At 56.8% G+C, this 24,793-nt stretch carries 29 protein-coding genes and 2 pseudogenes; 13 read left to right on the top strand and 18 right to left on the bottom strand.

Translation table 11 applies throughout. From position 1 onward, the window contains the following. Positions 1 to 390: 390 nt before the first annotated feature. Positions 391 to 663 carry a hypothetical protein gene (locus ACFY68_RS11560; protein WP_387527023.1) on the bottom strand — a complete coding sequence of 91 codons (273 nt, stop codon included), beginning with the start codon at positions 661 to 663 and terminating at the stop codon, positions 391 to 393. Between the two features lie 245 nt (positions 664 to 908). Here ACFY68_RS11560 and ACFY68_RS11555 point away from each other — a divergent pair, with 245 nt between their 5' ends. Next, positions 909 to 1,412 carry a CinA family protein gene (locus ACFY68_RS11555; RefSeq protein WP_387527144.1) on the top strand — a complete coding sequence of 168 codons (504 nt, stop codon included), beginning with the start codon at positions 909 to 911 and terminating at the stop codon, positions 1,410 to 1,412. A gap of 27 nt (positions 1,413 to 1,439) precedes the next feature. On the opposite strand, the gene ACFY68_RS11550 is transcribed toward ACFY68_RS11555, so the two are convergent. Together ACFY68_RS11550 and ACFY68_RS11545 are read right to left on the bottom strand one after the other, a co-directional pair. Continuing rightward, entirely contained in the window at positions 1,440 to 1,580 is a 141-nt protein-coding gene (locus ACFY68_RS11550; RefSeq protein WP_387527020.1) for a hypothetical protein, read from the bottom strand. Between the two features lie 343 nt (positions 1,581 to 1,923). Next, positions 1,924 to 2,082 (bottom strand): hypothetical protein, encoded by a 159-nt coding sequence (locus tag ACFY68_RS11545; protein WP_346612326.1) that lies wholly within the window; start codon positions 2,080 to 2,082, stop codon positions 1,924 to 1,926. A gap of 519 nt (positions 2,083 to 2,601) precedes the next feature. Here ACFY68_RS11545 and ACFY68_RS11540 point away from each other — a divergent pair. Further along, entirely contained in the window at positions 2,602 to 3,081 is a 480-nt protein-coding gene (locus tag ACFY68_RS11540) for a carboxymuconolactone decarboxylase family protein (protein ID WP_387527017.1), read from the top strand. Here ACFY68_RS11540 and ACFY68_RS11535 read toward each other — a convergent pair. Then, positions 3,074 to 4,510, bottom strand: coding sequence for a PLP-dependent aminotransferase family protein (locus ACFY68_RS11535; RefSeq protein ID WP_387527014.1), 1,437 nt, complete (start codon positions 4,508 to 4,510; stop codon positions 3,074 to 3,076). The genes ACFY68_RS11540 and ACFY68_RS11535 overlap by 8 nt on opposite strands. 90 nt (positions 4,511 to 4,600) lie before the next feature. On the opposite strand from ACFY68_RS11535, the gene ACFY68_RS11530 reads away from it, so the two are divergent. The 4 genes and pseudogenes from ACFY68_RS11530 to trbK all read left to right on the top strand — a co-directional run bounded on the left by ACFY68_RS11530 (position 4,601) and on the right by trbK (position 6,501). Continuing rightward, complete coding sequence (locus tag ACFY68_RS11530; RefSeq protein ID WP_387527011.1) at positions 4,601 to 5,083, top strand: GNAT family N-acetyltransferase; 483 nt, start codon at positions 4,601 to 4,603, stop codon at positions 5,081 to 5,083. 30 nt (positions 5,084 to 5,113) lie between these two features. Continuing rightward, entirely contained in the window at positions 5,114 to 5,791 is a 678-nt protein-coding gene (locus ACFY68_RS11525) for an FMN-dependent NADH-azoreductase (RefSeq protein ID WP_387527008.1), read from the top strand. Between the two features lie 20 nt (positions 5,792 to 5,811). Next, a pseudogene (locus ACFY68_RS11520) lies at positions 5,812 to 5,952 on the top strand (carboxymuconolactone decarboxylase family protein); the annotation flags it as partial. 303 nt (positions 5,953 to 6,255) lie between these two features. Then, positions 6,256 to 6,501 carry an entry exclusion lipoprotein TrbK gene (gene trbK, locus ACFY68_RS11515; protein WP_387527005.1) on the top strand — a complete coding sequence of 82 codons (246 nt, stop codon included), beginning with the start codon at positions 6,256 to 6,258 and terminating at the stop codon, positions 6,499 to 6,501. A 67-nt stretch (positions 6,502 to 6,568) separates the two neighbouring features. Here the strand turns inward: trbK and ACFY68_RS11510 are convergent, their stop codons facing one another. Both ACFY68_RS11510 and ACFY68_RS11505 read right to left on the bottom strand, forming a co-directional pair. After that, positions 6,569 to 6,781: an entry exclusion lipoprotein TrbK gene (locus tag ACFY68_RS11510; protein WP_387527002.1), complete on the bottom strand. Its 213-nt coding sequence runs from the start codon at positions 6,779 to 6,781 to the stop codon at positions 6,569 to 6,571. Between the two features lie 212 nt (positions 6,782 to 6,993). Then, on the bottom strand, positions 6,994 to 7,500 hold the full coding sequence (locus tag ACFY68_RS11505) for a GNAT family N-acetyltransferase (protein ID WP_387526999.1): 507 nt from the start codon (positions 7,498 to 7,500) through the stop codon (positions 6,994 to 6,996). Between the two features lie 733 nt (positions 7,501 to 8,233). On the opposite strand from ACFY68_RS11505, the gene ACFY68_RS11500 reads away from it, so the two are divergent. After that, positions 8,234 to 9,028: an OBAP family protein gene (locus ACFY68_RS11500; protein WP_387526996.1), complete on the top strand. Its 795-nt coding sequence runs from the start codon at positions 8,234 to 8,236 to the stop codon at positions 9,026 to 9,028. 216 nt (positions 9,029 to 9,244) lie between these two features. Here ACFY68_RS11500 and ACFY68_RS11495 read toward each other — a convergent pair whose 3' ends face one another. The 4 genes from ACFY68_RS11495 to ACFY68_RS11480 form a co-directional block, all read right to left on the bottom strand. After that, positions 9,245 to 10,261, bottom strand: a complete 1,017-nt coding sequence (locus ACFY68_RS11495) for an alpha/beta hydrolase (RefSeq protein WP_387526993.1) — start codon at positions 10,259 to 10,261, stop codon at positions 9,245 to 9,247. 45 nt (positions 10,262 to 10,306) lie between these two features. Beyond that, the gene (locus ACFY68_RS11490; protein ID WP_132841725.1) at positions 10,307 to 10,564 is read right to left on the bottom strand and encodes a DUF2790 domain-containing protein; all 258 of its coding nucleotides are present in this window, start codon (positions 10,562 to 10,564) and stop codon (positions 10,307 to 10,309) included. A gap of 110 nt (positions 10,565 to 10,674) precedes the next feature. Then, positions 10,675 to 11,145, bottom strand: coding sequence for a cyanase (cynS, locus tag ACFY68_RS11485; RefSeq protein WP_019471981.1), 471 nt, complete (start codon positions 11,143 to 11,145; stop codon positions 10,675 to 10,677). A gap of 39 nt (positions 11,146 to 11,184) precedes the next feature. Continuing rightward, positions 11,185 to 11,844 (bottom strand): carbonic anhydrase, encoded by a 660-nt coding sequence (locus ACFY68_RS11480; RefSeq protein ID WP_346612281.1) that lies wholly within the window; start codon positions 11,842 to 11,844, stop codon positions 11,185 to 11,187. Between the two features lie 110 nt (positions 11,845 to 11,954). Here ACFY68_RS11480 and cynR point away from each other — a divergent pair, with 110 nt between their 5' ends. Next, the gene (gene cynR, locus ACFY68_RS11475; RefSeq protein ID WP_387526989.1) at positions 11,955 to 12,842 is read left to right on the top strand and encodes a transcriptional regulator CynR; all 888 of its coding nucleotides are present in this window, start codon (positions 11,955 to 11,957) and stop codon (positions 12,840 to 12,842) included. 146 nt (positions 12,843 to 12,988) lie between these two features. On the opposite strand, the gene ACFY68_RS11470 is transcribed toward cynR, so the two are convergent. From ACFY68_RS11470 to ACFY68_RS11460, 3 genes are all read right to left on the bottom strand, one after another. Beyond that, positions 12,989 to 13,465, bottom strand: coding sequence for a nuclear transport factor 2 family protein (locus ACFY68_RS11470; protein ID WP_132841731.1), 477 nt, complete (start codon positions 13,463 to 13,465; stop codon positions 12,989 to 12,991). A gap of 196 nt (positions 13,466 to 13,661) precedes the next feature. Continuing rightward, a complete protein-coding gene (locus ACFY68_RS11465) occupies positions 13,662 to 14,138 on the bottom strand; it encodes a nuclear transport factor 2 family protein (RefSeq protein ID WP_019471977.1) in 477 nt (158 codons plus the stop codon). Between the two features lie 53 nt (positions 14,139 to 14,191). After that, a complete protein-coding gene (locus ACFY68_RS11460; RefSeq protein WP_387526984.1) occupies positions 14,192 to 14,758 on the bottom strand; it encodes a TetR/AcrR family transcriptional regulator in 567 nt (188 codons plus the stop codon). Between the two features lie 394 nt (positions 14,759 to 15,152). On the opposite strand from ACFY68_RS11460, the gene ACFY68_RS11455 reads away from it, so the two are divergent. Continuing rightward, complete coding sequence (locus ACFY68_RS11455) at positions 15,153 to 16,139, top strand: LysR family transcriptional regulator (protein ID WP_243054795.1); 987 nt, start codon at positions 15,153 to 15,155, stop codon at positions 16,137 to 16,139. A gap of 19 nt (positions 16,140 to 16,158) precedes the next feature. Here the strand turns inward: ACFY68_RS11455 and ACFY68_RS11450 are convergent, their stop codons facing one another. Next, positions 16,159 to 16,620 carry a RidA family protein gene (locus tag ACFY68_RS11450; protein ID WP_387526981.1) on the bottom strand — a complete coding sequence of 154 codons (462 nt, stop codon included), beginning with the start codon at positions 16,618 to 16,620 and terminating at the stop codon, positions 16,159 to 16,161. 207 nt (positions 16,621 to 16,827) lie between these two features. Here ACFY68_RS11450 and ACFY68_RS11445 point away from each other — a divergent pair, with 207 nt between their 5' ends. Both ACFY68_RS11445 and ACFY68_RS11440 read left to right on the top strand, forming a co-directional pair. Further along, a complete protein-coding gene (locus ACFY68_RS11445) occupies positions 16,828 to 17,514 on the top strand; it encodes a hydrolase (RefSeq protein WP_387526978.1) in 687 nt (228 codons plus the stop codon). Between the two features lie 166 nt (positions 17,515 to 17,680). After that, on the top strand, positions 17,681 to 18,061 hold the full coding sequence (locus ACFY68_RS11440) for a helix-turn-helix domain-containing protein (protein ID WP_387526975.1): 381 nt from the start codon (positions 17,681 to 17,683) through the stop codon (positions 18,059 to 18,061). A 466-nt stretch (positions 18,062 to 18,527) separates the two neighbouring features. Here ACFY68_RS11440 and ACFY68_RS11435 read toward each other — a convergent pair whose 3' ends face one another. The 4 genes and pseudogenes from ACFY68_RS11435 to ACFY68_RS11420 form a co-directional block, all read right to left on the bottom strand. Continuing rightward, positions 18,528 to 18,818 carry a hypothetical protein gene (locus ACFY68_RS11435; RefSeq protein WP_387526972.1) on the bottom strand — a complete coding sequence of 97 codons (291 nt, stop codon included), beginning with the start codon at positions 18,816 to 18,818 and terminating at the stop codon, positions 18,528 to 18,530. A gap of 871 nt (positions 18,819 to 19,689) precedes the next feature. Continuing rightward, on the bottom strand, positions 19,690 to 20,118 hold the full coding sequence (locus tag ACFY68_RS11430) for a DNA methylase (RefSeq protein WP_387526969.1): 429 nt from the start codon (positions 20,116 to 20,118) through the stop codon (positions 19,690 to 19,692). Beyond that, positions 20,115 to 20,338, bottom strand: a pseudogene (locus ACFY68_RS11425) (DUF2188 domain-containing protein). Before ACFY68_RS11425 ends, ACFY68_RS11430 begins: the two are co-directional and overlap by 4 nt. Positions 20,339 to 20,750: 412 nt before the next feature. Then, positions 20,751 to 22,271: an IclR family transcriptional regulator C-terminal domain-containing protein gene (locus tag ACFY68_RS11420; protein ID WP_387526966.1), complete on the bottom strand. Its 1,521-nt coding sequence runs from the start codon at positions 22,269 to 22,271 to the stop codon at positions 20,751 to 20,753. A 171-nt stretch (positions 22,272 to 22,442) separates the two neighbouring features. Here ACFY68_RS11420 and ACFY68_RS11415 point away from each other — a divergent pair, with 171 nt between their 5' ends. Beyond that, the gene (locus ACFY68_RS11415; protein WP_387526963.1) at positions 22,443 to 23,783 is read left to right on the top strand and encodes an MFS transporter; all 1,341 of its coding nucleotides are present in this window, start codon (positions 22,443 to 22,445) and stop codon (positions 23,781 to 23,783) included. Positions 23,784 to 23,793: 10 nt separating this feature from the next. After that, positions 23,794 to 24,768 carry a hydroxyacid dehydrogenase gene (locus tag ACFY68_RS11410; protein WP_387526960.1) on the top strand — a complete coding sequence of 325 codons (975 nt, stop codon included), beginning with the start codon at positions 23,794 to 23,796 and terminating at the stop codon, positions 24,766 to 24,768. Positions 24,769 to 24,793 lie beyond the last annotated feature (25 nt).

The raw sequence follows: 24,793 nt of genomic DNA, 5'->3' as shown, positions 1-24,793 counted from the left end.
CCCACTACCCGGCCGATGCTGATCGCGTGGCTGACCGAGTGGATTCGAAGCCCTGACGCGCTGAGCGAAATCAGACGAGAGCTGCCTCGCCTTCCCCACGTTTTGAAGTCGGCGTACAGCGAGTGGCATCACTTGGGTGGCGGCCGGTAATTGCGGCCTTCCCGCAACTTTGTAGTCAGTACCGGCCTCATCGCCGGCAAGCCGGCTCCCACAAAAATTTAACCATTCTCACGGCCGGCGCAGTACCTGTGGGAGCCGCGCTTGCCGGCGATGGGCCGCGAAGCGGCCCCAGGCTTCTTGGCCGGTGCTGAGTTTAACGGCCTGGATCAACGAGCCCACGTTCTCACTTCATCCTCATGCAGGTTTTTCGGCGCACCTTAGCGAAACCCGCTACGTCGATCTCGAGAGAAACCCTGACGGGTAATCGTCCCCTGCTACCGCTCTGAGGTAAGCAGCGTCAGCCTCTAGACGAAGATCACGCCACTCCTGCCAAGAGATCAGCCCTTGACGATCCAGCTCATCGGCCTGGCGAAGCAGTTCCTCGTGATAATCGTCCGGCGACTCCATACGCAATGCTCTGTCCTCAAATACCTGAAACCACCGGGCCAGGTAATTGAGCTTCAACAATTGAGGTGCAGAGAGGTCTTTCTCAAACGTTCGCATCAGCCTGCCCCATACGTCGATGCCCGGTTGAGTCGTCAATGCCTCAGAGGTTCAGCAGACCAGCATGAGTGGTATGAGCTCCATATGATCGTGGCAGGCATGGCTGCGTTTGGATGAGCTCATGATCAGTGCCTGACGCGCCATCTGGCCGCTGCGCATCGTTACAAAGCGAAGCTGCATTAAACCGGTGAACCATTTACACAGCCGACACGTCCACCGCAAAAGATCAACGAGTCGACATGAAAATGGCAAGTGATCCCGTATTGGCCGTGCTCGGCTATCTCAAAGACCACCATCTGGTACTGACCACTGCCGAATCCTGCACTGCAGGGTGCATGGTGGCTCTGCTAGCGGCCTTCCCCGGTACAGGGGAGGTGCTCGAAAGCGGCTACGTGGTGTATTCGCCCGCCGCTAAGAAGCGCCTGCTAGGCGTAAGCGCGCAAACCATCGAACGGTACGGGCTGACTAGCGAACCCGTCGCTTGGGAGATGGCCTTAGGGGCGTTGAAGGACAGCGATGCCAACGTCGTTATTGCAACTACCGGTGTAGCAGGGCCAAGCCCAACATCAGGGGTGTTACCCGGCACGCTGTGCTTTGCGTGGGCATTTGCCGGCGAGCCGATTGCCGTGTTCACCCGTACCCAGCGTTTTTTTGGAGAGCGAGCGCAAGTCATGCACGACGGCGCCGTCTATGGGCTGACCCGCCTGATGCATTATCACGAGCGCTGGCTTCGAGGGGAGCGCGCCTGAAGGAAACGGGTGCGGCGCACCGCCAATTCACCTGACGAGAATGGCGTGGTGGGACTCGATTGTGGGTATTGGCACCACGTCCCGCCGGGTGCTCAGCCATGCTCGCATTTTTGGGGTGTCGAAGATCTGCCCCTGCTCCATCATCGCCAGAATGAGGGTTTGGGACATGCGATAGCCGCCGCACTCCGTACAATGCCGCTCTTCCCAACCCGTGGCACATTCCACGGTGTGCGCATGCCCTGCGCAAATCAGACACGTCATAAAAGCCCCCTGTTGGTCTTGTTGGTTGGGAGGATTGGAGCCGGGAAAACAACGCACATACCATTGACTGAGAGTTCAGCGGCACCTCGAAATTCCGATTATCTTTAATAAACCGGAGAGAACGTCCAGGCCGAAGCTGACCAGACTGAGCTTGGTGGCGGCACGCTTCGAAGCACGTGCCGCACCGGCTTTTTGAGTTCCAGCTATCAGCGGTTGGGTTCAAGTGTCAGCTATTAATGCGTCACTCGGCCTAGATCGACTCTGCGTCGTCTTGAATGTCTTCTTCCGCCTCTGCTGCATCCGTAGCATCGGCATCATTCATAGGCGGCGACGTAGGCTTTTGCGGGTCGTTGATAAATGGAATATTGCTAGGCCCTTTTTCTTCCGAGCCCTCAGTCTTGGGTTGCATACTCACTCTCCAGAATTGATCGGCGTGGGGCTATGCGCCACCCGCCCCTTCAGCGAACCTCTTGAAATCAACAGGTAGAGTTATGAACTCCGGCTCCGGCCCGCTGATCTCCATTGTCGATAACGTACAGTTGAAGTGCGGACACAAGACCCCCTCCCTGGTTGATGATTTATGGAGGTGTCTACTGCTGGAAAAATTCAGTTGAAAGGCCGAGCGGCGAGTCGCAGGGGCAGCTCTGCTAGAACTCAATGCCCCTTGCACCCAGAGACAGCAGTTGGCTAATCCGCTTTGAAGCCAGTTTCATGCGTTCAACCAGCGAGGGGACGTCACAATCTACATTCGCGGAGGGTAATTAACGGCCTATAGCGCCCCTTCGACCCTATCGCTCGATGAGTGATCATGGCGCACTTCGATACAGACATGGCCCAGTTCGAAGTTAACATCTTGGCCCTGTAGGGCTAGTCCAAGGGTAGCTACAGTGGGCTCCAACAAACATCCACCCACTGCGAGCAACTACCCATGAACAACCGCCTTGATCACTTCAAGCTGTCTCCCCAAGCGTCCAACAAACTGGTGGAACTCACCCTGCAACTGAGCAAGAAGCCGCTAATGGCCGATCTTGCCCACCTGATCATGCTGCGCGCTTCGCAGCTCAACGGCTGTGCGTTCTGCGTGGATATGCATGTGAAAGAGGCCAAGATCCATGGCGAGCGCGAGCTGCGTCTTCACCACGTCGCCGTCTGGCGTGAGTCGCAGCTGTTTTCGCCAGTGGAGCGAGCGGCGCTGGAGTGGACTGAAGCCCTCACCCAACTGCCGCCTCATGGTATCTCCAACAGCCTCTATGCGAGTGCGCGCGAGCAGTTTTCCGAGCAGGATCTCTCGGACTTGTCGTTCCTAATCGTCGCCATCAATGGCTGGAATCGCCTCAATGTGGCTTTCCAGGCGATCCCGGGCTCGTCCGATGAGCTGTTCGGCCTGAACAGGGCCAACCTCAACTGAGTAACTTGCTGATCAACGCGCCAAGCTGCTCGCCTGGAGCAGTCGTGGCGCAGTTGGTAAAACTCAGGAGCAGACCTGACTGACGCTGCGATGAGGCAGCCCAGCGCGACAACGCTTGTACCGACATGCCCCTGGCCAGCACCTGCTCGGCCAGGGCGGTGTCGCTTACGTCCTCCGGCAAACGCAGTACCAGGTGCATGCCGCCTGGCGAGCGTTCCACCTGCATACCCTTCGGCAAACTCCGCTCCAGTGCTTCGATGGTCAATGCCCGTCGCTCGTTGTAGAGGCGGCGCATACGTTGGATATGCCGAGCGAAGTGTCCCTCGGCAACGAACTCCGCCACCAAGGCCTGGGTAATTGACGGTGACCCGGCAGCAAACAACGCCCGGCCGACGCGCTCGAACGCTGCCACCTGCGCCTGCGGCACCACCAGATAAGCCAGGCGAATACCGGGAAACAGCACCTTGCTGAAGGTGCCGGCATACAGCACGCGCCCATGGCGATCCAGGCTGGCCAGTGCTGGAAGTGGACGGCTGACGTAGCGATACTCGCCGTCGTAATCGTCCTCGACAATCCAGGCACCGGTGCGGGCAGCCCAATCCAGTAGCAGTTGTCGGCGTGGCAGCGACAGTGCCATCGACAGCGGGCTCTGATGCCCCGGTGTCACCATGGCGACCTGAGCAGCCCGAGAACCCGCGATGGCGTGTTCTACATTCATGCCATCGGCATCAACCGGCACCGCTTCCAGCTCCAGGCCAAACTGGCGAAGCACCTGGCGCGTAGTGGGATAGCCCGGGTCTTCCACCCAGGCGCACTCGCCTGGCTGCAACAAGGTATGAGCGACCAACGACAGGCTATTGCGCCAACCGCTGGTGATGAACACCTGGTGGGCACCGCAATCGATACCTCGGGACACCTGCAGATACGAGGCAATGGCGCTGCGCAACGCTGCCAGGCCGTGGGGAGCCGGATAGTCCAGATCTCCCAGACGCATCCCGCGTAGATACCGAGCACCGAGACGCGCCCATATCTTGCGCGGAAATGCATCCAACGCCGGTACCCCCATCTGGAATGGCAACAGCTGCGGTGGACGCCAGAGCGAATCAGGGGTGTCTTCGATCACTTGGCTGCTGACTGGTAATGCGGTGGCCGCCGACACGGGCTTCTGCAGTTCAGGATTGATTAGGGTGCCTTTCTGCCCGAGCGCCAGGAGGTAACCCTCGCTGGCCAGCAGCGAATAGGCCAGTTCGACGGTGCCACGGGCCACCCCCAGCTCCTTGGCCATGGCGCGCGCCGACGGCAAACGGTCACCGGGGCATAACGTGCCAGCGGCAACGGCGGCCAGCACGCGGTTGTACAGTTGACGATACAGGGGCAAGGCGGACTGCTCTTCCAAGGGAGCAAAAGGCGACTTTGGGAAGGTCATCATGGCCTAGTTCATATCCCATTTCTTGGCTCAATCAAGTAGGTCAATGCTAGTCCAATATAGCGCCATCACCTACTCATGAGGGCAACTCCCATGACATTCACTTTGCACAACTTCATACCCAGCGTGCTCGACCTGGCCGACCCGGCCCTGCGTCCCCTGGACAGCACCCATGAGCTGAGCAGCGCATTCTCGGTAATGCAGCAATTGCGCCCTCATCTGACGAGCGAAGCCGACTTCGTCAGCCGCATCGAGCGTATGCGCGTTGAAGGGTATCGCCTGATTGGTGCTTATGACTCAGGCGTTCTTGTCGCACTGGCTGGTTACCGCTTACAGGAAAACTTGGTCTACGGCGCATTCCTGTATGTCGATGACCTTGTAACCGCCGAGGCTCAGCGGGGTGGCCAGTGGGGGTCGCGCTTATTGCAAGCCTTGGAACGACTGGGCCGCGCCAGCGGTTGTGCACGCCTGGTGCTCGACACGGGGTTGGCCAACGCCCGCGCGCAACGTTTCTACTTCCGTGAGGGCCTGTTGACGGGTGCACTGCGCTTTCAAAAACAGTTCGATACGCCATAACCCGCCCGCACATTCAAAGAGGCAAACCTCATGACATCGTCCCAGCAGCCACTTGCTCCTTTGCGCATTCTTCGCCTGGTCGCCAGCCCCAATGCAGACGCTTCGGAAAGTCTGAAACTGTCCCAGCAGATCCTGTTTGCCTTGGCCAGTCAGGCCGGCAGAAGGGGTATCCAGTTAACCGATCTAGACCTCAACACCTTGGCCCCAGTCGATGCGCCTTACGCCCAGGCGTTAGCCAATCAGCGCGTAGTCATAGCAAGCGGGCAGGAGGGTACGTTGAGCCGTTCCGATGAGTTGATCGACCAACTGCAGGCATGCGACGTACTGCTGATTGCCACGCCGATGCACAACTACAACGTGCCCGCCCCACTCAAGATGTGGATCGACCAGGTGGTACGCGTGGGCAAAACGTTTCTGGGCACCGCCAAAGGCAAAGTCGGAACGCTGACGGATCGTCCGGTTTACGTCGCAATAGCTAGCGGGGGCTACCTCAGCGGCCAACGTGCCCGTCAGCCCGACTTTCTGCGCCCCTACCTGTCCGCCGTCCTCGCCACCATCGGTCTCAATCACGTGTATTACTTCACCGTTGAAGGTACCGCCAAGGGGGTGGAGTCACTGAATACTGAAAGGGAAACAGGGTACGGTGAGGTGAAGGCGTTCTTTGGTAGGGATAGCCATAAAGTGGATCAAGTCTGCAGCCCGCTTTAAGACCAAGATCGACTTCAAGCGTCTTCGACGGAGCTTATGTAGCAGCACCAGCGATGTTTGCAGAAAAGGATCTTGTCGACCTGACAGCGAGGATTGCCGCAATGAACGCTTTCAACCGTATGGGCGTCAGCTTCCGACTTAAGCCTGCTGCTAAAACGTGATGTCCTAGTGATTCAACATGCAAACGCAATACTTCAGAGAGGGCCCTAGTATCGCCTACAGTCTGTTTCAGCTCATTGCCGCCCCTTCCGACCGACGGGTATGAGCCGAAAGCAGCCTCTGGCGGACGTCCGCAATGGGTCGGAAGCAGCCAGTCGCGGATGGCGGCTCTCGACCCAGAGCGGCGTTGGTGTATGGCGAGAGAAACGGGCAAAGCTGGTCTTTCACGCCCCCACGCTTTAGGCTACCGGCGGGTTCGAGGGAGCCCACTATCAAGCTAAACGCAATGACCTAAGGATCACAATATGGATATCAAATTGGCTCGGCTGGCCGCAGCCATGGGATTGGCCACGATTTTGGCAGGTTGCTCAGAGGAAAAAGTGCCCGAGCCCACAGCAGACAACTGTGCTCCGGAGATGTACGAAAAAAATTTGGCGAGCTTGTCGAAAGAATCGAACCGGAACGAGTTCATCGCAAACTGCAAGAGTTTCCTTGCCGCGAAGGAAATGACCGAATGGAAATTCGAGAAAAGTCCAGAAGGTAAGTACTGACCTTCTAGACTCCCAGGTCAGCCCGATCAATAAGGAGCCTGCTGACTCCTTATTGATCGGGTAGATCTCAGGGCGCTTTTTGCTCAGAACCGCCACTCTCGGATGGCTCTAGATCATCACATCTATCGATTAGATCTTCCGTCTTCTTGCCATCGGGTAGCTTCTCCCAGTACTCAGGAGTGCAATTCTCTTCTGACACTGAATAATCAGCCTCACTGACCGCCATGGCGAAACCTGAGGCAAGCGCAGCGGTGAGAAAAATTACAGATTTGGTGGTCATAGGTTCATTCCTTTGAGATGACCAGCGGTTATAGCAAAACTTACTTCGGTTCGCAAAAGCGTCTATCCGTTACCTTCGTAGTCTGCTACGGGGCTTGGCTGCCATCCGAGGCCGCTGTGCTTGAAGGGCTACTATCGACCCATTGCAGACGTTCGATGGCTGAATTTCTACATCGGTAGTTCCCAGGCGTTCGATGCATGCCCGGCGTGCTCCTATGGTGTTGGGGATAGCGCAAGCCGAATCTTGATCGGTTTCTCGACAGCACCACTCGGAAGCCTGCATGGAGAAAGGTTTTCGACCCATATGAAACCAAATTTGTCGTACAGTGATCGGGCAGCCAAATTGGATTCAAAAACACTGAGATCAACCGAGGTGAAGCCTGCATCTCGACAATGGGCTACCACAATTGAGAGAAGGGCAAATCCGTAACCATTGCGCCTGTATTCTTGCCTTACCTGCATTCCGAGAACTCCGACACTCTCGCAACCGCCAAGCCGGCAAAAGCTTTCGGGATAGGCTTCAGCCGACCCGACTATCTCGCCGTCATGCTCGATGACATAGACCGGCCAATTCTTTTCTGTTGCATGAGTCAATGCTCGCGCTATGACCTCAATTGGAGGCGGGCTGACGCGTGCAGAGTAACGCCCTTCAGCGGACACCTCGCAGAAAAGCGAATAAAACCCTTCAAGATCCTGGAGTGTGATCTGTCTAACGTCCATGTCTATCCTTCAAAATTCCTTAAACATAGAGCTAGCCTACCTGCTATTCGCTGAGAGTGGGCAGCGATCTGGCTTATCGTGTAATCAACAGCCTACGGCTTGTCGGGTGCTACCCCATAAAAGGCAGCTTTGGGTCGAAAGCTGTCAGTGATGGAGCCCGTTCGACCTAGAGCTGAAGCGCCAACCTCGTTGCAGTCATCCCTCCTGAACACGCCGCAAGGCTAAGCGCAAAAGCTTAGGCATGGCCACCGGCCGCACTGCCTGGCGTGGTATCAAGAGGTGAGACGCTTCAAGAGGTTTCCACGGGGAGAATAGGTCTTAGCGAGGCTGTCGTGAACCGACCCCTGGCGTCGCCCTGGGGTCGGCCCTACCGGGGTTCCATGCTCACGCCACTGGCCCATTGGGCCGGCGCGCTCCGCTTGCCCTTTTTGAACTCAAGATTCAACGAAGTGAACCGTCGCATATCTCTCTCGCAGACTCACGTACATATGACTGGCCCTGCATTGAGGGAATCCCGGTGATGACATTGTCGGGACTTTTCTTTCACCCAATTTTCACGACACCTAGGCAACACTCGCCCTATCCCTATGTGTGATAGAAGCTCCCATTAGCCCGCCTAGCAGCGGGCTTTCTTTTGTATGGAATTCGTCATCGACCCAGGCCGTTTGTCTTCTGAATTGTCCGTTCTGCTGGCCCAGGCTGTCCTTTGAGGACACTAACTAGAGCCACTCTCATGCCACAACTCATCAGATTCATAACCCTTCCCCTGGCCTGTAGTCTTCTGTGGGCTTGCTCTGCTCCTGAGACGAAGTCGCCTGTGGAGACACCCGGCAGACCCGCATCAGCCAAGACCCAATTGCTAGAAGCCGGGGCAGCGACCTTGCAGGCCAAGCCGCCCATTGAGGCTATCAATGCCTACCTGGATGGCTTCCACTTTTACAACGGACATCCTGATGTGCAGATGGAAGCGCATCACTACTGCTCCATCCTGAATGAGGATGTAATCCAGTGCGTCATCTTCGACGGTAACACCGAGGAAGCGAAGATCATGGGTATCGAGTACATCATCGACGAGAAGCTGTTTGCTGGTCTGCCGGCGAAGGAGAAGGCGATGTGGCACAGCCATGGGTATGAAGTCTCGTCCGGTCAGTTGATTGCACCAGGTATTCCTGCACCTGCTGAACATGCGCTGATGAAACGGCTTGCGCATACCTATGGGAAGACATGGCACACGTGGCACACCGACCAGGACAAAGCCCTACCGGTGGGCGTCCCGCAGTTGATGATGGGGTTCACAGCAGATGGCCAGGCTGATCCAACGATGGTCGAGCAGCGGAATCAGCGTCTGAGAGTGGATGCGGCAAAAACGAAAGCTCAGCGGGCTGACATTCAAATCCCTGCGCCTGATCCCAAGGCGGATGGTTGGCAGCATGGCAATGTCATTCAAATCACCGATCCGACCGGCGCTCATCTCCATCAGCCCGCTACATCGACACCTGAAAAAGCGAACAGCCGATCAAGCCAATGAACAGGAAGACGAGAACTGAACGTGCTCGTGATGGGGCGGCTGTCGTAAACCGCAGCCTGGCCTCGTTAGGTTGCGGCCCTCCGGGTTTCCCCTCCGCACGCCTCTGGCCCCTCCGGGGCCGGTGCGCTCCGCTTGCTGCCTAGTTCACACATGGAGGCCAAGCGGAGCAGTAGCATTCGCTATCTGACTGGCTGTCTTCGACTGATTTTTTTGCGATTACTTCAGGTGCTGCTTGATCGCCTGAGCGGCTTGACTCATCGCATCACGGACGCTGGGAACCTGAGCGAGTACATTGAGTAAGCCGTAGTCGTGAATCATGCCGTTGTATCGAACGGCAGTAACCGGCACGCCTGCCGCATTGAGCTTACGGGCGTAAGCTTCACCCTCGTCCCGCAGTACATCCATTTCGGCAGTCTGTACCAAAGCTGGTGGTAGGCCTTGCAGCTGCTCCAAGGTAGCGCGCAGTGGTGAGGCGTGTATGTCGCGTCGCTGTTCCGGATCGGTGGTGTAGTTGTCCCAGAACCATTTCATCATGCCACGAGTAAGGAAGTGACCTTCGGCGAAGCGGTTGTAAGAGCCGCTGCTGAAGTCTGCATCCGTCACCGGCCACAAGAGCGCCTGGAAACGCAGTTTGGGGGTGCCGGCCTCTTTGGCCTTGATCGCAACCACAGCGGCCATGTTCCCACCGACACTATTTCCCACAACCGCGAGACGGCTTCCATCGACACCAATCTGCTTACCGTGTTCGGCAACCCACCGTGTGGCGCCGTAAGCTTGATTGATCGCTGTGGGGAACTTCGCTTCCGGCGACGGCGTGTAGTCGACGTAAACCGCTGCCGCACCAGACCCTACTACCAGGTCGTGGATCAGGCGTTCATGGGTGGGATAATCACCAAGCACCCAACCCCCGCCATGAAAGAACATGAACACAGGCAAGTCGCCCTCTGCCCCTTCTGGACGTATAACCCGAATATCCAGGCTTCTGCCCTCTACCTCGATGCTCCGACGCTCGACCTGGATACCCGCGAGATCTACCTTCACGCTGGCCTGGGCACCGCTCAGCACGGCGCGGGCGTTTTTCGGCGAGAGGGTTTCCAGCGGTTTACCACCGCCTGCTTCCAGGGCTTGAAGAAAGGCCTGGGTGGTGGTTTCGACACCAGGGCCACCCGCAGCGAATGCACTGTTAACGGCAATGGCAAGAAGGCCGGCGGTGAGTGTGCGTGACAACTTCATGGTTTACGTTCCTTGGCGATGGGCCGGTAGTCGGTGGGTCGTGGGTTAGTTGTTGGAACAACCATTCCCTATAACGCGGTACTCCATGATGTGACGGTCGCCTTTGGAATCGTCGTAAGTCAGCTGCATTGGCACCACATCGCAGACATTAGGTACCGGGGTAACAGCCACAACGTGCGCGATATCGAGGTGCTGAGCGTAGCGATAGGGCTCCACCGTAAGCTGCGCAGTCTGAGTAACCTGGTCGTCGGCCATAGCGACAGAACCAAGGCAGCCGAGGAACAAAACGAGTAACAGCTTCATAGCAATCACCTGTATTGGGGGCGTAAGGAGGCCAGCGCACTCATACGGCGCTCGGTCGGAGTAAAGGGTTGGGGTAGCCCGGCGCAGTTCTGACGCCGGGCTGAGTGGCATCAGAAAGGCTTGGTAGGCAGGTACTTGCCGTCCAGGGTGATCACAGCGCGGTGACCACCGTCCGGGTCTTCGACTTTCTTGATATCCAGCTTGAAGTTGATGGCGCTGATGATGCCGTCACCGAACTTCTCGTGAACCAGCGCTTTGAGGGTGGTGCCGTACACCGACATCATCTCGTAGAAGCGGTAGATGGTCGGATCGCTCGGTACGCCGTCGAAGAAGCTGCCACGAATTGGCATCGATTGCAGCAGAGTGACTTGATCAGCATCGAGGTCGAGCTTTTCACCTACGACCTTGGCGGCGCTTTCAGGCAGTGGGTGCTGGCCAAGCAGGGCTGCAGTGACGAAGGCTTCGGACAGGCCGGTGCCATCAACGATTTCGGCGAAGGAAAGATCCTTGCGGGCCTTGGCCAGGATGATGATTTCGGTCAGTTCCTGGCGAGCGGTGCGAGTAGCTTGAGTCTGGATCATGGTGAATCTCCTGGGTAGGTAAAGGTGCAGGTATAGGTTTCAGGCAACGTGCCTGGCTTGTTGGGATACGGCGTGAACTTCCGGGTTTTCGGCGAGAGACACGAAGGTGCCGGTGCTGCCATCAAAGGCATCGATACGCCCGGTTTCGATGTCATAGATCCAGCCATGCAGCGTGACGCGACCTTCTTCGAGCGCCAGGCGAACGGATGGGTGGGTCTGGATGTTGGCCAGTTGCGCGATGACGTTTTCGCGCACCATGGAAGCGACTTTGCTGGGCTTATCGAGGTGCTGACGGGCTTCGTTAACCACCTTGGCCGAGTCGGCGTAACGCAACCAACCGGCTACAGCAGGCATGTGATCCAGGCACTTGCAGGTTGCGATAGCGGTCATCGCTCCGCAGTCCGAGTGACCGCAGATCACGATGTCTGCGACGTCGAGTCCGGCTACCGCGTATTCGACCGAGGCCGAAACGCCGCCAGGCTCCGGGCCATACGACGGCACGATGTTGCCGGCGTTACGAATTACAAACAGATCGCCTGGCTCGCGCTGAGTGACCAGTTCAGGCACCAGTCGGCTGTCTGAGCAGGAGATGAACAGCGCCTTCGGGCTCTGCTGGTTGGCCAAGTCCTTGAACAGTTTGACCCGCTCAGGAAAGGCGTTTTGCTGGAATTTCAGAAAACCGTCGATGATCGCTTTCATGGTTGCTGTCTCAATGTCGCTGGGTGTGAGACAAAGATTAAGCAACACATGACATAAGGTAAAAGTCTCATTTATTATGCAGTAGATCAGATAATCTTATGGATCAACTTATGCTCGCTCGACACATCCAGTATTTCCTGGCGGTTGCTGAACATCTCAGTTTCACGAAAGCTGCAGCGGCTCTGCATGTCTCTCAGCCGGCCCTTTCGCAGCAAGTAAGACAGTTGGAGGAAAGTCTTGGAGCCCAATTGTTCGACCGCTCAGGGCGCACAACGCGGCTGACAGACGCAGGCGATGTCTACCTTCTCTATGCACGCCGTGCGTATCAGGAGTTGCGGGAAGCTAAAAGCGCTATCCATGACGTGAGCGACCTCAGCCGTGGCTCATTGCGCATTGCCGTAACGCCGACATTCACGACCTATCTGGTGGGGCCGCTGATCGAGGCATTTCACTCCAGGCATCCCAAAATCACCGTCAACCTGAAAGAGATCTCCCAAGAGCGCATCGAGGAATTGCTTTTGGCAGGAGAACTGGACGTGGGGATCGCGTTCGATGAAATAAATACACCGGACATTGAAGCCATCCCCTTGCTGAACGAAACGCTCGCTCTAGTGGTGAACCGAAAACACCGTTTGGCCGAGGAGCGGGCAATAACATCGAAAGGCCTGAGTGTTGAGTCTCTGGTTCTGCTCAGTACAGAGTTTGCCACTCGTGACCAAATCGACCGCTACTGCCGCAAACACGGGATTCGCCCTCAGGTGCAGATGGAGGTCAATGCTCTTGGGGCAGTGATTGAGATCGTTCGACGAACGCATCTTTCGACGTTGCTGCCTGCCAGAATTGCGTTGGCTCATGACGACCTAGTGGCCATCACCCTGGAGCCAGAACGCTTGCAGCGAACTGCCGTTCTTTTACGGCGAAAGGAAGCTTATCTGAGTGCAGCGGTGGGGGTTTTCATCGAGCTGGCTAAAGAAGTGTCCAGCGGTCTTGATGGGTGAAGTAGCCACGCGGGCTGATGCCGCGACTCGGCGCTCAGGGAAGGGAGACGGCACTTGCGGTGGGTTTCGGCGCGACTACTATGTCGACACCGTGGGGAAGCAAAAAACCTGATCCTTCCGCTGTGAAGGATCAGGTTCTGCATGGCTCAGAGACCCAGTTCAGTCAAACCTGGGTGATCATCTGGCCGGCGACCCAGTGGCCAGTGGAACTTGCGCTCGCTTTCCTTGATAGGCATATCGTTGATGCAGGCAAAGCGGCGGTGCATCAGACCATCTGCTTCAAACTCCCAGTTTTCGTTGCCATAGGAGCGGAACCAGTTGCCTGAATCGTCGTGCCACTCGTAGGCGTAACGGACGGCGATGCGGTTGTCGGTGAATGCCCAGAGTTCTTTGATTAGACGGTAGTCCAGCTCCTTCTTCCATTTACGAGTTAGGAAACCTTGGGCTTCTTCGCGATTGTTTGCAAACTCGGCGCGGTTACGCCATTTGGTGTCCAGGGTATAGGCGAGCGCAATTTTTTCAGGCTCGCGGGTATTCCAGCCATCTTCAGCGAGCCGGACTTTTTCAATCGCCGATTCGCGAGTAAAAGGAGGAAGTGGCGGGCGAACTTGTGCGTTGGACATGGTGATACCTCCAAATTAAGTGGATAAACAAATTTTATTGCAGAACGTTAAATCAGGCCAATGAAGCCAGGCCCGCCTGAAGCGATATTCAAAGACGTGAAACAAATTAAAAGAGAGCGACTGAAAACCACCCTTAGCAGCAGAAATAACATTCTTGCACTAATGGCTTATTACAACAATGGAGCAGGTGTAGCGATTACAGACCCAGTTCAGTCAGACCTGGGTGATCATCCGGACGGCGCCCAAGTGGCCAGTGGAACTTGCGCTCGCTTTCCTTGATGGGCATGTCGTTGATGCAGGCGAAGCGGCGATGCATCAAGCCATCTGCCTCAAACTCCCAGTTTTCGTTGCCGTAGGAGCGGAACCAGTTGCCCGAATCGTCGTGCCACTCGTAGGCATAACGGACGGCGATGCGGTTGTCAGTGAAGGCCCAAAGCTCTTTGATCAGACGGTAGTCCAGCTCCTTCTTCCACTTTCGAGTGAGGAAACCCTGGGCTTCTTCGCGATTGGTCGCAAACTCGGCGCGGTTACGCCATTGGGTGTCCAGCGTGTAGGCGAGCGCGATTTTTTCGGGCTCGCGGGTATTCCAACCATCCTCAGCGAGGCGGACTTTTTCAATCGCCGATTCGCGAGTGAACGGAGGAAGTGGCGGACGAACTTGTTCGTTGGGCATGAGGGTGCCTCCAATCATCTGGATCGTTCAGTGGAATTAGCGGTTCTGGAACGTTAAGCGCTTGTGCGCGGTACTTCTTTGAGCAAAATGTTAGCGATTTCTTTAGCACTATCCAGGGCGGTGAAATCACCCATTACCCGGGCCACGGTTATAGTGCCCTCTATAAGCACGAAAAACTGCCTAGCCAAAACAATCGGATCTTTGACGCCTAAATCTTTAGTAAGCTCTAGCGTGTAGTCAAGTAGCTTTTGTTTATGCAGCTTTGCGATTTGCCGAATAGGGTCGTCTGCATCGCCCACTTCTCCGGCAGTGTTAATAAAAGCACAGCCGCGAAAACCTTCAGACTCAAACCAGGACTTTAATACATCAAAAATGCTAAGGATGCGTTCTTGTGGAGTTTGCGCCTTTTCGCATTCACTCCTGAACCACTGCATCCAGCGTACATCACGCGCATTCAGTGCCGCTGCTGCGACATCGTCTTTAGTCGCGAAATAGCGATAAATACTTTTACGCGCTACGCCAGAGGTCTTTACCAGGAGATCCATGCCAGTGGCGTGGATGCCATTTTCGTAAATCAGCTTTTCGGCAGTAGCCAGAATTTTTTCACGTGTATCGGTCATTGGCTTATCCATGTAGCCAGAGTAGAACGGTCGTTCTCCCTGGTCAAGCATCTCTTCTGAATTTTTTGATTGTACGTGTGAGAAGGGTTTTCAATCGAGCCTGCGCTCCAATCTGCGCCCGGCCATTCGAGAGGATCGAAAGCCTCGATTACCGAGGCTGCCGAAGCACCCTACCTAGCTCCGGTCTTAGGCGGTGCCTCAGTCAACCTGCTGATGATTTGTGTAGGGAGGCATTAAAGCGACGGGGCATCTCACCGCGAGGGTATGGGCAAGGTTGATAATCCGCTGCTCGCACAGGCCTAGCGACGGGTTTTCTTTTTCCCCCCTGACATGCCCCAAGTTACACCTTGGTTGGCTAAGCCCCTTCTCGTATCATCAGCCCTCCCTACCCGGAATGATTTACGTGAAGCCGTCACCTGGAAGTGCCCAGCCTGTCCCTGAAAATGCCAATGGCCCTAAGTGGGATGTCGGTGAAGCTGTCAGCCAGCTGTCTTGGGACGACTTGCGGATCATCAAAACGCTGAGCGACTGTAGCAATCGCGCCGCTACCGCCAAGAGGCTCGGCATCAATGTCTCCACCGTCTCGCGGCGGGTTGCGCAGGTTGAGAAGACGCTGGGGGTTGCGCTGTTCGATCATCGCAAGGCGGGGTATTTGCTAACCGCCGAAGGTGCAGAGCTGCGTGCACTGGCCGAGCGCGTTGAGCTGGACATCGTCAGTGTCACTCGCAGGGTTTCTCGTGCCGGCCAAGGCCCCTTGGGGAAACTGCGAATTACCACCAGCGACTCGCTGCTGCTGTACTTTCTTACGCCGATCATCGCGGACTTCAAAGCCGCCAATGAGGGGATCACGATTGAAGTGCTGGTCGGCAATCAGACGTTGAGCCTGGCGAGAGACGAGTCGGACATCGCGGTGCGCGCGACCAAGAAACCGGCAGATGCCCTTGTGGGTCGCAAGCTCGCCAACATCGCCTGGGCGCCATATGGCAGCGTCAAGCAGGCGGCAATTGCCGATCCCTTCGCTGAGGGCCAGCCGTGGGTGTCCTACTCGGGAGGCCTGTGCGGTTTGAAGGCAACGAGCTACGTCGAGTGTCGGGTGCCACCGGAGCAAATCTCTTATCGCACCGATTCGGTCGCAGCAGCGAGCGCTGCAATTGCGGCGGGCCTCGGTTTTGGTTTCCTCCCCTGCATGCTGGGCGATATGACCCCTGGGTTGGTTCGGGCAGGCCCAGTGGTGCAGGAGCTTCAGGACGAGCTTTGGCTGCTTACCCACCAGGACATCAGGAAGTCCTGGCGGGTGAAGGCATTCATGACATTTTGTGCGGCTGCCGTGGCCGACCTCAAACCGCTGGTCGAAGGTCAGCAGGCCATCCCGGCTTCATAGCTGAAACCCGGAGCGCAGGTCACTTGGCCTGGGCACCGATCACCGCACGGCACACAATCTCGATCAGTTGTGGACGCTGAGCGAGCCGCGATACGCCGATGATATTGCTGGCCGCCTGCGGGCGCTCGGTGCCATACGCCGCCTTGCGCACCTTGCCGACAACGGCAAAGGCTGCATCCATGTCCAATACATACAGCGTCTCTTCAACGACGTCCTGCATCGTGGCGCCATACAAGGCCAACAACTTGGCAATGTTGCCGTAGGACACCCGCATCTGTTCGCCCATCGACGAGAAATCGCTCGGACGACCTTCAGCATCCAGTGGCGCCGGTGCTACCAGATTGCCCTCTTCGTCATGGTTGAACTGCCCCGAGATGAAGATCTCGTTCCCAACTCGCCGCGCTTGCGGATAGCCATAGGCCTCCTCCCATGAAACGCCCCAGTAGGCGGTGTCGTCGTTGAAAGGTCGTGAAGCAGCCATTGGTTTCTCCTCGGCGAAAAATGGATCGACGTGATCCGACTGGCCGAGATCCTAGCACCGGATTGGACGCCTTCTGTGGTGCATTAATGCGATTCCAAAGGCGCAAAAGTGCGCCACCGCTTCGCTGAGTGTTTCGCTATCTTGTGATGGCACTCGGCGACGACCCGCCGAAAAACTCTCGCTACCGTTCAGCAAAAGGGAAGAACAATGAGCAATCCACACACTGAAGTCCTGACCCCGCTCAACAGCCAACTGATCTTCATTGATCAGCAACCGCAAATGGCTTTTGGCGTACAGAGCATTGACCGGCAGACGCTGAAGAACAACACCGTAGGTTTGGCCAAAGCAGCCAAGATCTTCAATGTGCCGACCGTCTTCACCACGGTCGAAACCGAGAGTTTCTCCGGGCATACCTACCCCGAACTGCTCGCGGTTTTCCCGGATGCTCCATTGCTTGAGCGCACGTCCATGAACTCCTGGGACGATCAGAAAGTGCGTGATGCGCTGAAGAAGAACGGTCGAAACAAGATTATCGTTTCGGGCCTGTGGACTGAGGTCTGCAACACCACCTTCGCACTGTCGGCCATGCACGATGCAGGCTATAAGATCTACATGGTTGCCGACGCTTCCGGTGGCACGACCAAGGATGCCCACGACTACGCCATGCAGCGCATGATCCAGGCAGGTGTGGTGCCGGTGACCTGGCAACAGGTGCTGCTGGAGTGGCAGCGCGACTGGAAAAACCGTGACACCTACGATGCGGTGATGGAGCTGGTCAAGGAACACTCAGGCGCCTACGGCATGGGCGTCGACTACGCCTACACCATGGTGCACAAAGCGCCAGAGCGCGTTCAGCACGGCCCCACCTTGGCACCCGTGGCCGCGCCGATCTGAGACCTTATCAGCCCCAGGCTTGGTTTCTGATCGACAACCAGGGGCTGGAATCAGCTGATCCGGGCTAGACCATCGAGACGGAATATTCTGAAGCCATAGAAGAGGCTTCAGCGAACCGCGCTGCCCGAATCAACCACCTCCAAATTTTCAGGATGAATTGATCCCCATGAACAGTGCTAACGGTATCGTGATAGCCACCGTCGCGATTCAATGGACGGGACGGCTCAAACCTTGGCAGGTGACCACTGCCAAGCAAATGATGTTGGATCATCTGGATATAGGTATATCGGTCACTGCACTGGCCGAAGCCTGCGGCTTGTCACGCAGCCATTTCTCGCGAATGTTCAAGGAATCCACGCATGTCTCTCCGCAACAGTGGTTGCGTGAGCAGCGGCTCAGGAAGAGTAAAGAATTGCTGGAGGCATCGACGATGATGCTCGCCGAGATCGCCCTAGAGTGCGGCTTCTACGACCAGCCGCATTTCTGTCGGACGTTTATGAGATCTGTAGGGATGACACCTCAGGCATGGCAGCAGCAGGCTATTTAGCAGGGACAGGTTCGCTATCCACATCCTACTAAGCTAGCGCCGCTAGCGCCTTCCTGGCTATTTCGACTTGCACAGTCGTACTCCGCTTCCGCCCGGGTGGGGTAGTTCAAGGCCAGTCGTGTTTTGCCATGGGTGTCGTAGAGGTCGTACCCCGCACCAAGGGCAGCTGGGACGCCGATTCGGCGAGAGGTTGATGCCCATGGCAAATCAGATTGCAGAGCTTGATGCACACTTAGAGCTTCTTGCCCAGGTAGCCGACGAGCTTGAACAGCAAGTAGCGCCCTGCCCCACTACTCGACCGATGCTGATCGCGTGGTTGACGGAGTGGATTCGAAGCCCTGAAGCTTTGAGCGAAATCAGGCGTGAGCTGCCTCGCCTTCCACACGTATTGAAGTCGGCGTATAGCGGGTGGAATCACCTGGGTGGCGGCCAATAGGTCACCACCACCACCTTCTTGATCGGAGCTTTACGCTACCTGCCGTTCAGCAGGCTGCTGATTGGTTGCAAGGCAGCGAGCACGTCCCAACCCCCATGCCAGGGCTCTAGTCATCGACTCACCTGGGCGCGACAGGAAAGCTTCTTCGTGGAGTGCCATACCCGTCCCGGCATATACACCGATGAACAATTGAGTGGCACCTGTACGCGACAGTCGCACCTGGACATCCATACTGGTGCCATCGTCGAGTGTCTCGTCGTGAGTCCTGTGGTGAAGCGTTGGGTCTGCCCATTTCCAGAAAACGTCACCGCGAATCCGCATGCCGACCTCCTACGACTTTAGTCTTATTTGTGGGGTGTTCTCACCATAGCGCAGCGAAGCGGCAAAGCAATCACCGGCGAGCGGATTATCGACCCCTTATATGACGGGATGTGCCGCGTGATTCAGGTTAACGGCGGACTGGCTCAGCAGAGCTCAGGTTGTCCAAGAATTTTGAAGGCCTTCAGAAGGTTGCTTCGGAGTGCGGATTTGCACCATCTGCCCACGTTCATGAGGTCTCTATACGAACGGAGGCGGGCTAGATCTAGCACCACCTGCCGGCCACGTCTTCTCATCACTACTTTTCGAACTGCGAGGGCGCTGTAGCCCTGTTGCGCCGCGCTCGGCAACTGCAGCTCTCTAGCATCAGCTTGACTATGCACAGTGATTTTCTGAGCGCGTAGGGCATCATCCGTACATCGCAGGACGCGCCGAACGAGGCATCGATCTTTTGCAGAGCCTCCATCGCTTTCAACCACAAGGCAGGCCGCCGCTAGCACCTCGGCTATCAACTGCTCAGCTTGATCTCTATTTTGGTTCGGCATGCGCCTCTTCCTTGCTCCGAAGTCCGATAGACCACCTCGTAAAGCATACGGCCAGCCGTATTGAGCTGATACGAGGAGCATATCGCCCTGGCAACGTTGAGGCGATAACCGTCAGGATGCAAGAAGAATTGGGAGGAGTGGCTTACTTCGAGACCGGAGATGTCTCCCCGCCAAGATTAATATGCCGGAGAAAGCACCAGTGCACAGGGGCACCATTAACTGTTGCTCAGGGTTTGTAAGGTTACCCATCATGGACAAGGCCAGCAGCCCCATAGCCACCAAAAGTCCAACGCTGCCAAGCGCGGTAAGAAGCCATCCGAATACACGCATTACTTTTCTCCCAGAACAGCTTCACGCTTGAAGATTTCCAATGTCTTCGGCCCTATGCCCTTGAAGCTGAGCAGCCACGCGTCAAACTCAGCTGACTTCATTGACCCGCTCTCTACAGCATTCGTTCGAGATTCCAGCTCGGCAGCCAGGCCAACACCTAACTCGTGCAATCGGGTCGCAGTGGATTCGTCGTACCGCGCATAACCTGCCTGGCCCAAGAGCCTGACGAGATCCCGATGGGAGCAGCCAGCCAATTTTTCAGGCGTATCCAACCCATGGCGATCAACCAAATTTCGGTACGCTTCAAACGCGACAGAGGAACGAATCCTCTTCCCGATCAAAAAGCTCGCGAGCAGCCACTTGTACAGCCCGTGGCCGCTCGGCTCGCTGACATCGATACCAAGCTCGGCTGCAGTGATAGGCGTCACCCTTTTGAACGCCTCGGATCAGCAGAACGCGGGTAGGTGCGTTCTTCTTCGATGGTGCCATCCGCCTTGTGGATCTTCACCGATGCTGTTTTGCCGTGAAATAAGTCGGACAGTGAGCTAACCAGTTCTTGCTTGGTGGCGGCACGCTTCGAAGCACGTTCGCGCCGGCTTTTTTGAGTTCCCAACCATCGGCGGTTGGGCTTAGGTGATAGGTATCCATGCGTAGCTCCTAGGCTCTAGATCGACTCTGCGTCGTCTTGAATGCCTTCCTCCGCCTCTGCTGCGTCCGTAGCATCGGCATCATTCAGAGGCGGCGATGTGGGCTTTTCAGGGTCGTTGATAAATGGGACATCGCTTGGCCCTTTTTCTTCCGGGCCCTCAGTCTTAGGTTGCATAGCTAACCTCCAGTTTGATCTGCATGGCGCTACGCGCCACCTGACCCTTCAGCAAACTTCTTGAAATCAATAGGCTGAGTTGTGAACTCCGGTTCCGGCCCGCTGATCTCCATTGTCGATGACGTACAGTGGGAGTGCTGATACAAGAGCCCCTCCCCGGTTGATGGATTATGGAGGTGTCTTCTGCTGGAAAAATTCAGTTGAGAGGCCGAGCAGAGAGTCGCAGGCGCAGCTCCGCTAGGAATCAACGCCCCTTGCACCCAGAGACAGCAATTGGCTAATGCGCTTAGAAGCCAGTTTCATGCGCTCAACCAGCGAGGGGACGTCACAATCTTCCTTTCGATATTGGGGTATCGTTGCAGAGATAGAGCCCGCCACCTCCCCATTGATAAAGAATGGAACGCCGATACCAAAGGCCCCCAGAACCCGCTCGCCGTCACCCACCGACCATCCCCGCTCTCTGATCGATTGAAGATCAGCACGGAGCTTGGCGTGCGAAGTGATGGTGGCCTCGGTGAGTTTCTCCAGCTTCAAACCATCAGCAAAATCTGCCGGCAGATGGGCTAGTACGGCCTTGCCGGCGCCCCCGGCATATAGGGGAACTTCCACGCCAGTCTCCAGCTTGTACTGGATAGGCCGCCAGCCTTGAATAACCTCAAGGAACTGGGCTTTGGAAGTTGCCCCGTCAAACGAGAGGTACGCAATTGTCTCTCCCGTTTCCTTCACGAGCGCGTCAACGATGGCCTTGCAGAGTTTCACCGGGGAGTAGGTTTCATTGCTCAGCAGCGCAGCCCATTGATACAGACGGGCACCTGGATAGATCACCTGACCATCGATGTGTATCAAGCGTTCCAGAGTGGCAGAGCCAATGATTTTCTTGGCCGTTGCCGCATTGCATTGCAACTGAGCAGCCATGCCCAATCTGCACCTGTAACCATTTGGCTCAGCGCAGGCCAACTGCAGCAGCCCCTCTAGCCGGGCGACGATAGAACTGTCGCCATCGTTGACCACCTCACGACCGAAGCTGTCAGACACCCCAAATGCCTGTGATAGCCGCTCGGCTATCTCATTGAGGGTCGCCCGGGCAGAGTCCCGAACCTTGCCATCAATACCTCCAAGATCGTGAAGCGACACCGAGATCAGCAACCCCGGTGCCAACTGCCTCACCACCATCGAAACAGCTGGGGGAAACTCGGTCTCAGAAATGCCCTGCGGCGGTTCAATCGATGTTTGGCGAGGTGAGATTTCATCTAAAGAGGGATGCTGTCGAAGGTACTCACTGAACGCTCTACCGATGTCTCCGAACGCCAAGGGGAAAGGATTTCCGCTCTTGGGCCTGAAGAACAAAGTGGCCGGGGCCTCGCCACAGTGCAGGACGTAGTAGCCGTTCAAATGCGGTGCATACACCGACAACAAGGCCGCCTGCTTCGCCCCCTCCGCCAAGCCGTCGAGAAGATGCCGAGCCGTCTCCAACAGAAGACTGCGATGATTCAAAGCGTGCATCAGTACCCTGAAGCGCGGCCCCACTCGATACTTTCCGACCCCATCCTCAACCGCAAAATCTCGGTCAACCAAAGCCACCAAGATGCGGTTGATGGTGCTTCGGCTTTCACTCAGGTCACTAGCCAGCTCTCTGACGCCCCACGCTTCGCCATCCGCTCGTCTGACCAAAGCATCCAGCACCTCAATCAATCGACCGTGGCTGGACGTAGCTGCGGGGGCTTTGGAAGCCGCATTTTCACTGGGCGCGTTAGGCATTTAATCGACTTGCTGAGCATGTGGGAAGTCCCCATTTTGTGCCGGTTTCAAGCTGCAGAGCAATCGCCGCCTGTTGACAACCAGGCTGAGCGCGAGGATTCTTAAAAAAAACAAAACAGGACGCTGTCCCATTTTTTAAAAATGGACGTGATCTACAAAGTGGAGTGACCTATGAATAACAACAATACGTTGACGGAGTCCGTCGCCATGCCTGAGCCAGGTACTGAACGCAGGACGAAGGCCAAGAAAGCTACGGCTGCAGCTGTCTTCGGTACGTTCGTCGAGTACTACGACTTCAGCGTCTACGGATACCTTGCGGCAACCCTCGCCCTGGTCTTCTTCCCGTCGGACGACCCCACTACGGGCCTGCTCAACACCTTTCTGGTCTTCGGCTCGGCATTCCTTGTCCGCCCGATAGGCGCAGTAGCCTTCGGCTGGCTCGGGGACAAGGTAGGCCGCCGCGCAAGCCTGATCGCGAGCATCACCCTGATGGGGGCGGCTGCGACACTCATCGGCCTCTTGCCTGGTTATGCGCAAATCGGCGTCTGGGCCCCTATCCTGCTCGTCGCACTGCGCATGCTGCAGGGTTTCTCTGCCGGTGGTGAAATCGGCGGCGCGGCCAGTTACATCCGCGAGTGGGCACCCGCCAACCGTCGCTCGCTGTACATCTCTTTCCTGCCGTCGATTGCCCAATTCGGTAAAGGGCTCGCCGCAGCCATCGCCGGCCTTGCAGCCGCATGGCTGACCGACCCGCAGATGGCTGATTGGGGGTGGCGTATTCCGTTCCTGCTGGCGCTGCCGCTGGGCATAATCGGCCTGTGGATGCGCCTGGGCATCGAAGACAGTCCGGAATTCGAGTCGAAAAAGGCTGAAGAAGGCATAGGTCACAGCGCACCTTTCGCTGAGCTCGTGCGCGACTATATGCGCCCGCTGACCAAGGTCATGATGATTTCGCTGGTGCAGAACATCGGCACCTATATCGGCACCGTCTTCATCGCCGCGTACTTCAGCTCGATTCTCGGCTATTCGAAGGGACAGGCCTCCACCATCGTTCTGGTTGCAGTCAGCTTCGCAGCCCTGATGATCCCATTGGCAGGGCACCTCGGCTCGATCATCGGCAGCAAAGCCGTGCTCCGCCTGGCCTATCTCGGCTACGCCGTGCTCTCCGTCCCATCGTTCCTGCTGATGCAGCAAGGTCAGGTCAGCATGGCCATGGCCGGCCTGGCGCTGGGGATGATCCCTTATGCGCTCTGCCTGGCGGGCACCTACTCGGTCATGCCTGAATTTTTCCCTACCCACGTTCGCCACACCGGCGTCGCATTTGGCCACAGCGTTGGTGCCGTGATCGGCGGCGGTATCGGGCCTTTCATGGCGACCTGGCTGATCGGCGCCACCGGCAACCAAACCGCCCCTGCTTTCATCCTGAGCGCTGCCGGCGTTCTAGGCCTGATCGTACTGTGGACTGTTCGCAGCCAAGCAGCCGCCGACGACAAAAAACATCAATTTGCCTGAGTACCACAGCATGTCTCTCATTTACGTCACCAGCCCCATTCACGAAACAATCCTCTCCCGTCTTTCGCAGATCGGCGAGGTGCGCCTTGGCTACGGCCCCAATGCCGTTGGATATGAAGAAATCCGCAATCAAGTGGACGCTGTGTTTTTACGCGGTGGCCACATCAGCGCTGAAATGATCGCTGCCTCGCCCAAGCTGCGGATCGTGGCTCGCCATGGCGCCGGCTATGACAACGTCGACTACAAAGCAGCAGCCGAACATGGCGTCTGGGTCACTAATACTCCAGGTGCAAACCAGCGCAGCGTGATCGAGCATGTCTTCGCGCTGCTCTTGTCGCTGTGTCGCAAGCTGCCGCTGGCATCTGAGCAAACCCGCAACCGGGTCTGGGCAGAAGACCGCCTCTCGCTGACCGGCATCGAGCTCGAAGGACGTACGTTGGGCCTGGTAGGGTTCGGCAACATTGGCTCCAGCGTCGCACCTGTAGCTGAGGCCTTCGGTATGAAAGTGATTTTTACCGACCCGGCCATCGACCCGAGCTCGGACAGCCGTTGGGTGGACTTTGACACCCTCCTGTCCACAGCTGACGTCGTCAGTCTGCATGTCCCGCTGTTGGAAACCACTCGCAACCTGATCGGCGCACCTGAGTTCGCCGAGATGAAGGATGGCGCAATCCTGATCAACACCAGCCGTGGCGGCGTTGTGGACGAGCAAGCACTGGTCGATGCACTCAAGCGTGGAAAGCTGGCTGGTGCAGGTGCTGACGTCCTCGCCGCCGAGAACATCGACATGATCAAGCCATTCGACCATGCCACACCAGATATCGCGAATACGCCCAACCTGATCGTCACGGCCCACGTCGCCGGCCAGACCGATGAGTCGCTGTTACGCGTTGGCATGAGCGCACTGGAGGCGATTGCCGCCGTGTTGAAGGGCGGAACACCTGCCCACCCAGTTAACCAGCCTGTGCCGAAGTCGTTCAGCTAAGCCTTTTTCCGATACTGGAGGTATC

The organism is Pseudomonas sp. NPDC012596 (assembly GCF_042902325.1).
Lineage (GTDB): Bacteria > Pseudomonadota > Gammaproteobacteria > Pseudomonadales > Pseudomonadaceae > Aquipseudomonas.
The sequence above is the reverse complement of the archived record's forward strand: the minus strand, read 5'-3'. Positions and strand labels throughout refer to the sequence as shown.

Bases quoted from the DNA above. Each gene is read 5' to 3' on its own strand.
- ACFY68_RS11510 (WP_387527002.1), bottom strand. From the start codon at position 6,781: ATGACCACCAAATCTGTAATTTTTCTCACCGCTGCGCTTGCCTCAGGT.
- ACFY68_RS11550 (WP_387527020.1), bottom strand. From the start codon at position 1,580: ATGTCCCAAACCCTCATTCTGGCGATGATGGAGCAGGGGCAGATCTTC.
- ACFY68_RS11440 (WP_387526975.1), top strand. From the start codon at position 17,681: ATGAACAGTGCTAACGGTATCGTGATAGCCACCGTCGCGATTCAATGG.
- ACFY68_RS11495 (WP_387526993.1), bottom strand. From the start codon at position 10,261: ATGAAGTTGTCACGCACACTCACCGCCGGCCTTCTTGCCATTGCCGTT.
- ACFY68_RS11505 (WP_387526999.1), bottom strand. From the start codon at position 7,500: ATGGACGTTAGACAGATCACACTCCAGGATCTTGAAGGGTTTTATTCG.
- ACFY68_RS11465 (WP_019471977.1), bottom strand. From the start codon at position 14,138: ATGCCCAACGAACAAGTTCGTCCGCCACTTCCTCCGTTCACTCGCGAA.
- trbK (WP_387527005.1), top strand. From the start codon at position 6,256: ATGGATATCAAATTGGCTCGGCTGGCCGCAGCCATGGGATTGGCCACG.
- ACFY68_RS11450 (WP_387526981.1), bottom strand. From the start codon at position 16,620: ATGGCTGCTTCACGACCTTTCAACGACGACACCGCCTACTGGGGCGTT.
- cynR (WP_387526989.1), top strand. From the start codon at position 11,955: ATGCTCGCTCGACACATCCAGTATTTCCTGGCGGTTGCTGAACATCTC.
- ACFY68_RS11560 (WP_387527023.1), bottom strand. From the start codon at position 663: ATGCGAACGTTTGAGAAAGACCTCTCTGCACCTCAATTGTTGAAGCTC.
- ACFY68_RS11525 (WP_387527008.1), top strand. From the start codon at position 5,114: ATGACATCGTCCCAGCAGCCACTTGCTCCTTTGCGCATTCTTCGCCTG.
- ACFY68_RS11500 (WP_387526996.1), top strand. From the start codon at position 8,234: ATGCCACAACTCATCAGATTCATAACCCTTCCCCTGGCCTGTAGTCTT.
- ACFY68_RS11415 (WP_387526963.1), top strand. From the start codon at position 22,443: ATGAATAACAACAATACGTTGACGGAGTCCGTCGCCATGCCTGAGCCA.
- ACFY68_RS11455 (WP_243054795.1), top strand. From the start codon at position 15,153: ATGATTTACGTGAAGCCGTCACCTGGAAGTGCCCAGCCTGTCCCTGAA.
- ACFY68_RS11480 (WP_346612281.1), bottom strand. From the start codon at position 11,844: ATGAAAGCGATCATCGACGGTTTTCTGAAATTCCAGCAAAACGCCTTT.
- ACFY68_RS11445 (WP_387526978.1), top strand. From the start codon at position 16,828: ATGAGCAATCCACACACTGAAGTCCTGACCCCGCTCAACAGCCAACTG.
- ACFY68_RS11545 (WP_346612326.1), bottom strand. From the start codon at position 2,082: ATGCAACCCAAGACTGAGGGCTCGGAAGAAAAAGGGCCTAGCAATATT.
- ACFY68_RS11435 (WP_387526972.1), bottom strand. From the start codon at position 18,818: ATGCGGATTCGCGGTGACGTTTTCTGGAAATGGGCAGACCCAACGCTT.
- ACFY68_RS11410 (WP_387526960.1), top strand. From the start codon at position 23,794: ATGTCTCTCATTTACGTCACCAGCCCCATTCACGAAACAATCCTCTCC.
- ACFY68_RS11555 (WP_387527144.1), top strand. From the start codon at position 909: ATGGCAAGTGATCCCGTATTGGCCGTGCTCGGCTATCTCAAAGACCAC.
- ACFY68_RS11460 (WP_387526984.1), bottom strand. From the start codon at position 14,758: ATGACCGATACACGTGAAAAAATTCTGGCTACTGCCGAAAAGCTGATT.
- ACFY68_RS11420 (WP_387526966.1), bottom strand. From the start codon at position 22,271: ATGCCTAACGCGCCCAGTGAAAATGCGGCTTCCAAAGCCCCCGCAGCT.
- ACFY68_RS11470 (WP_132841731.1), bottom strand. From the start codon at position 13,465: ATGTCCAACGCACAAGTTCGCCCGCCACTTCCTCCTTTTACTCGCGAA.
- ACFY68_RS11530 (WP_387527011.1), top strand. From the start codon at position 4,601: ATGACATTCACTTTGCACAACTTCATACCCAGCGTGCTCGACCTGGCC.
- cynS (WP_019471981.1), bottom strand. From the start codon at position 11,145: ATGATCCAGACTCAAGCTACTCGCACCGCTCGCCAGGAACTGACCGAA.
- ACFY68_RS11490 (WP_132841725.1), bottom strand. From the start codon at position 10,564: ATGAAGCTGTTACTCGTTTTGTTCCTCGGCTGCCTTGGTTCTGTCGCT.
- ACFY68_RS11540 (WP_387527017.1), top strand. From the start codon at position 2,602: ATGAACAACCGCCTTGATCACTTCAAGCTGTCTCCCCAAGCGTCCAAC.
- ACFY68_RS11535 (WP_387527014.1), bottom strand. From the start codon at position 4,510: ATGATGACCTTCCCAAAGTCGCCTTTTGCTCCCTTGGAAGAGCAGTCC.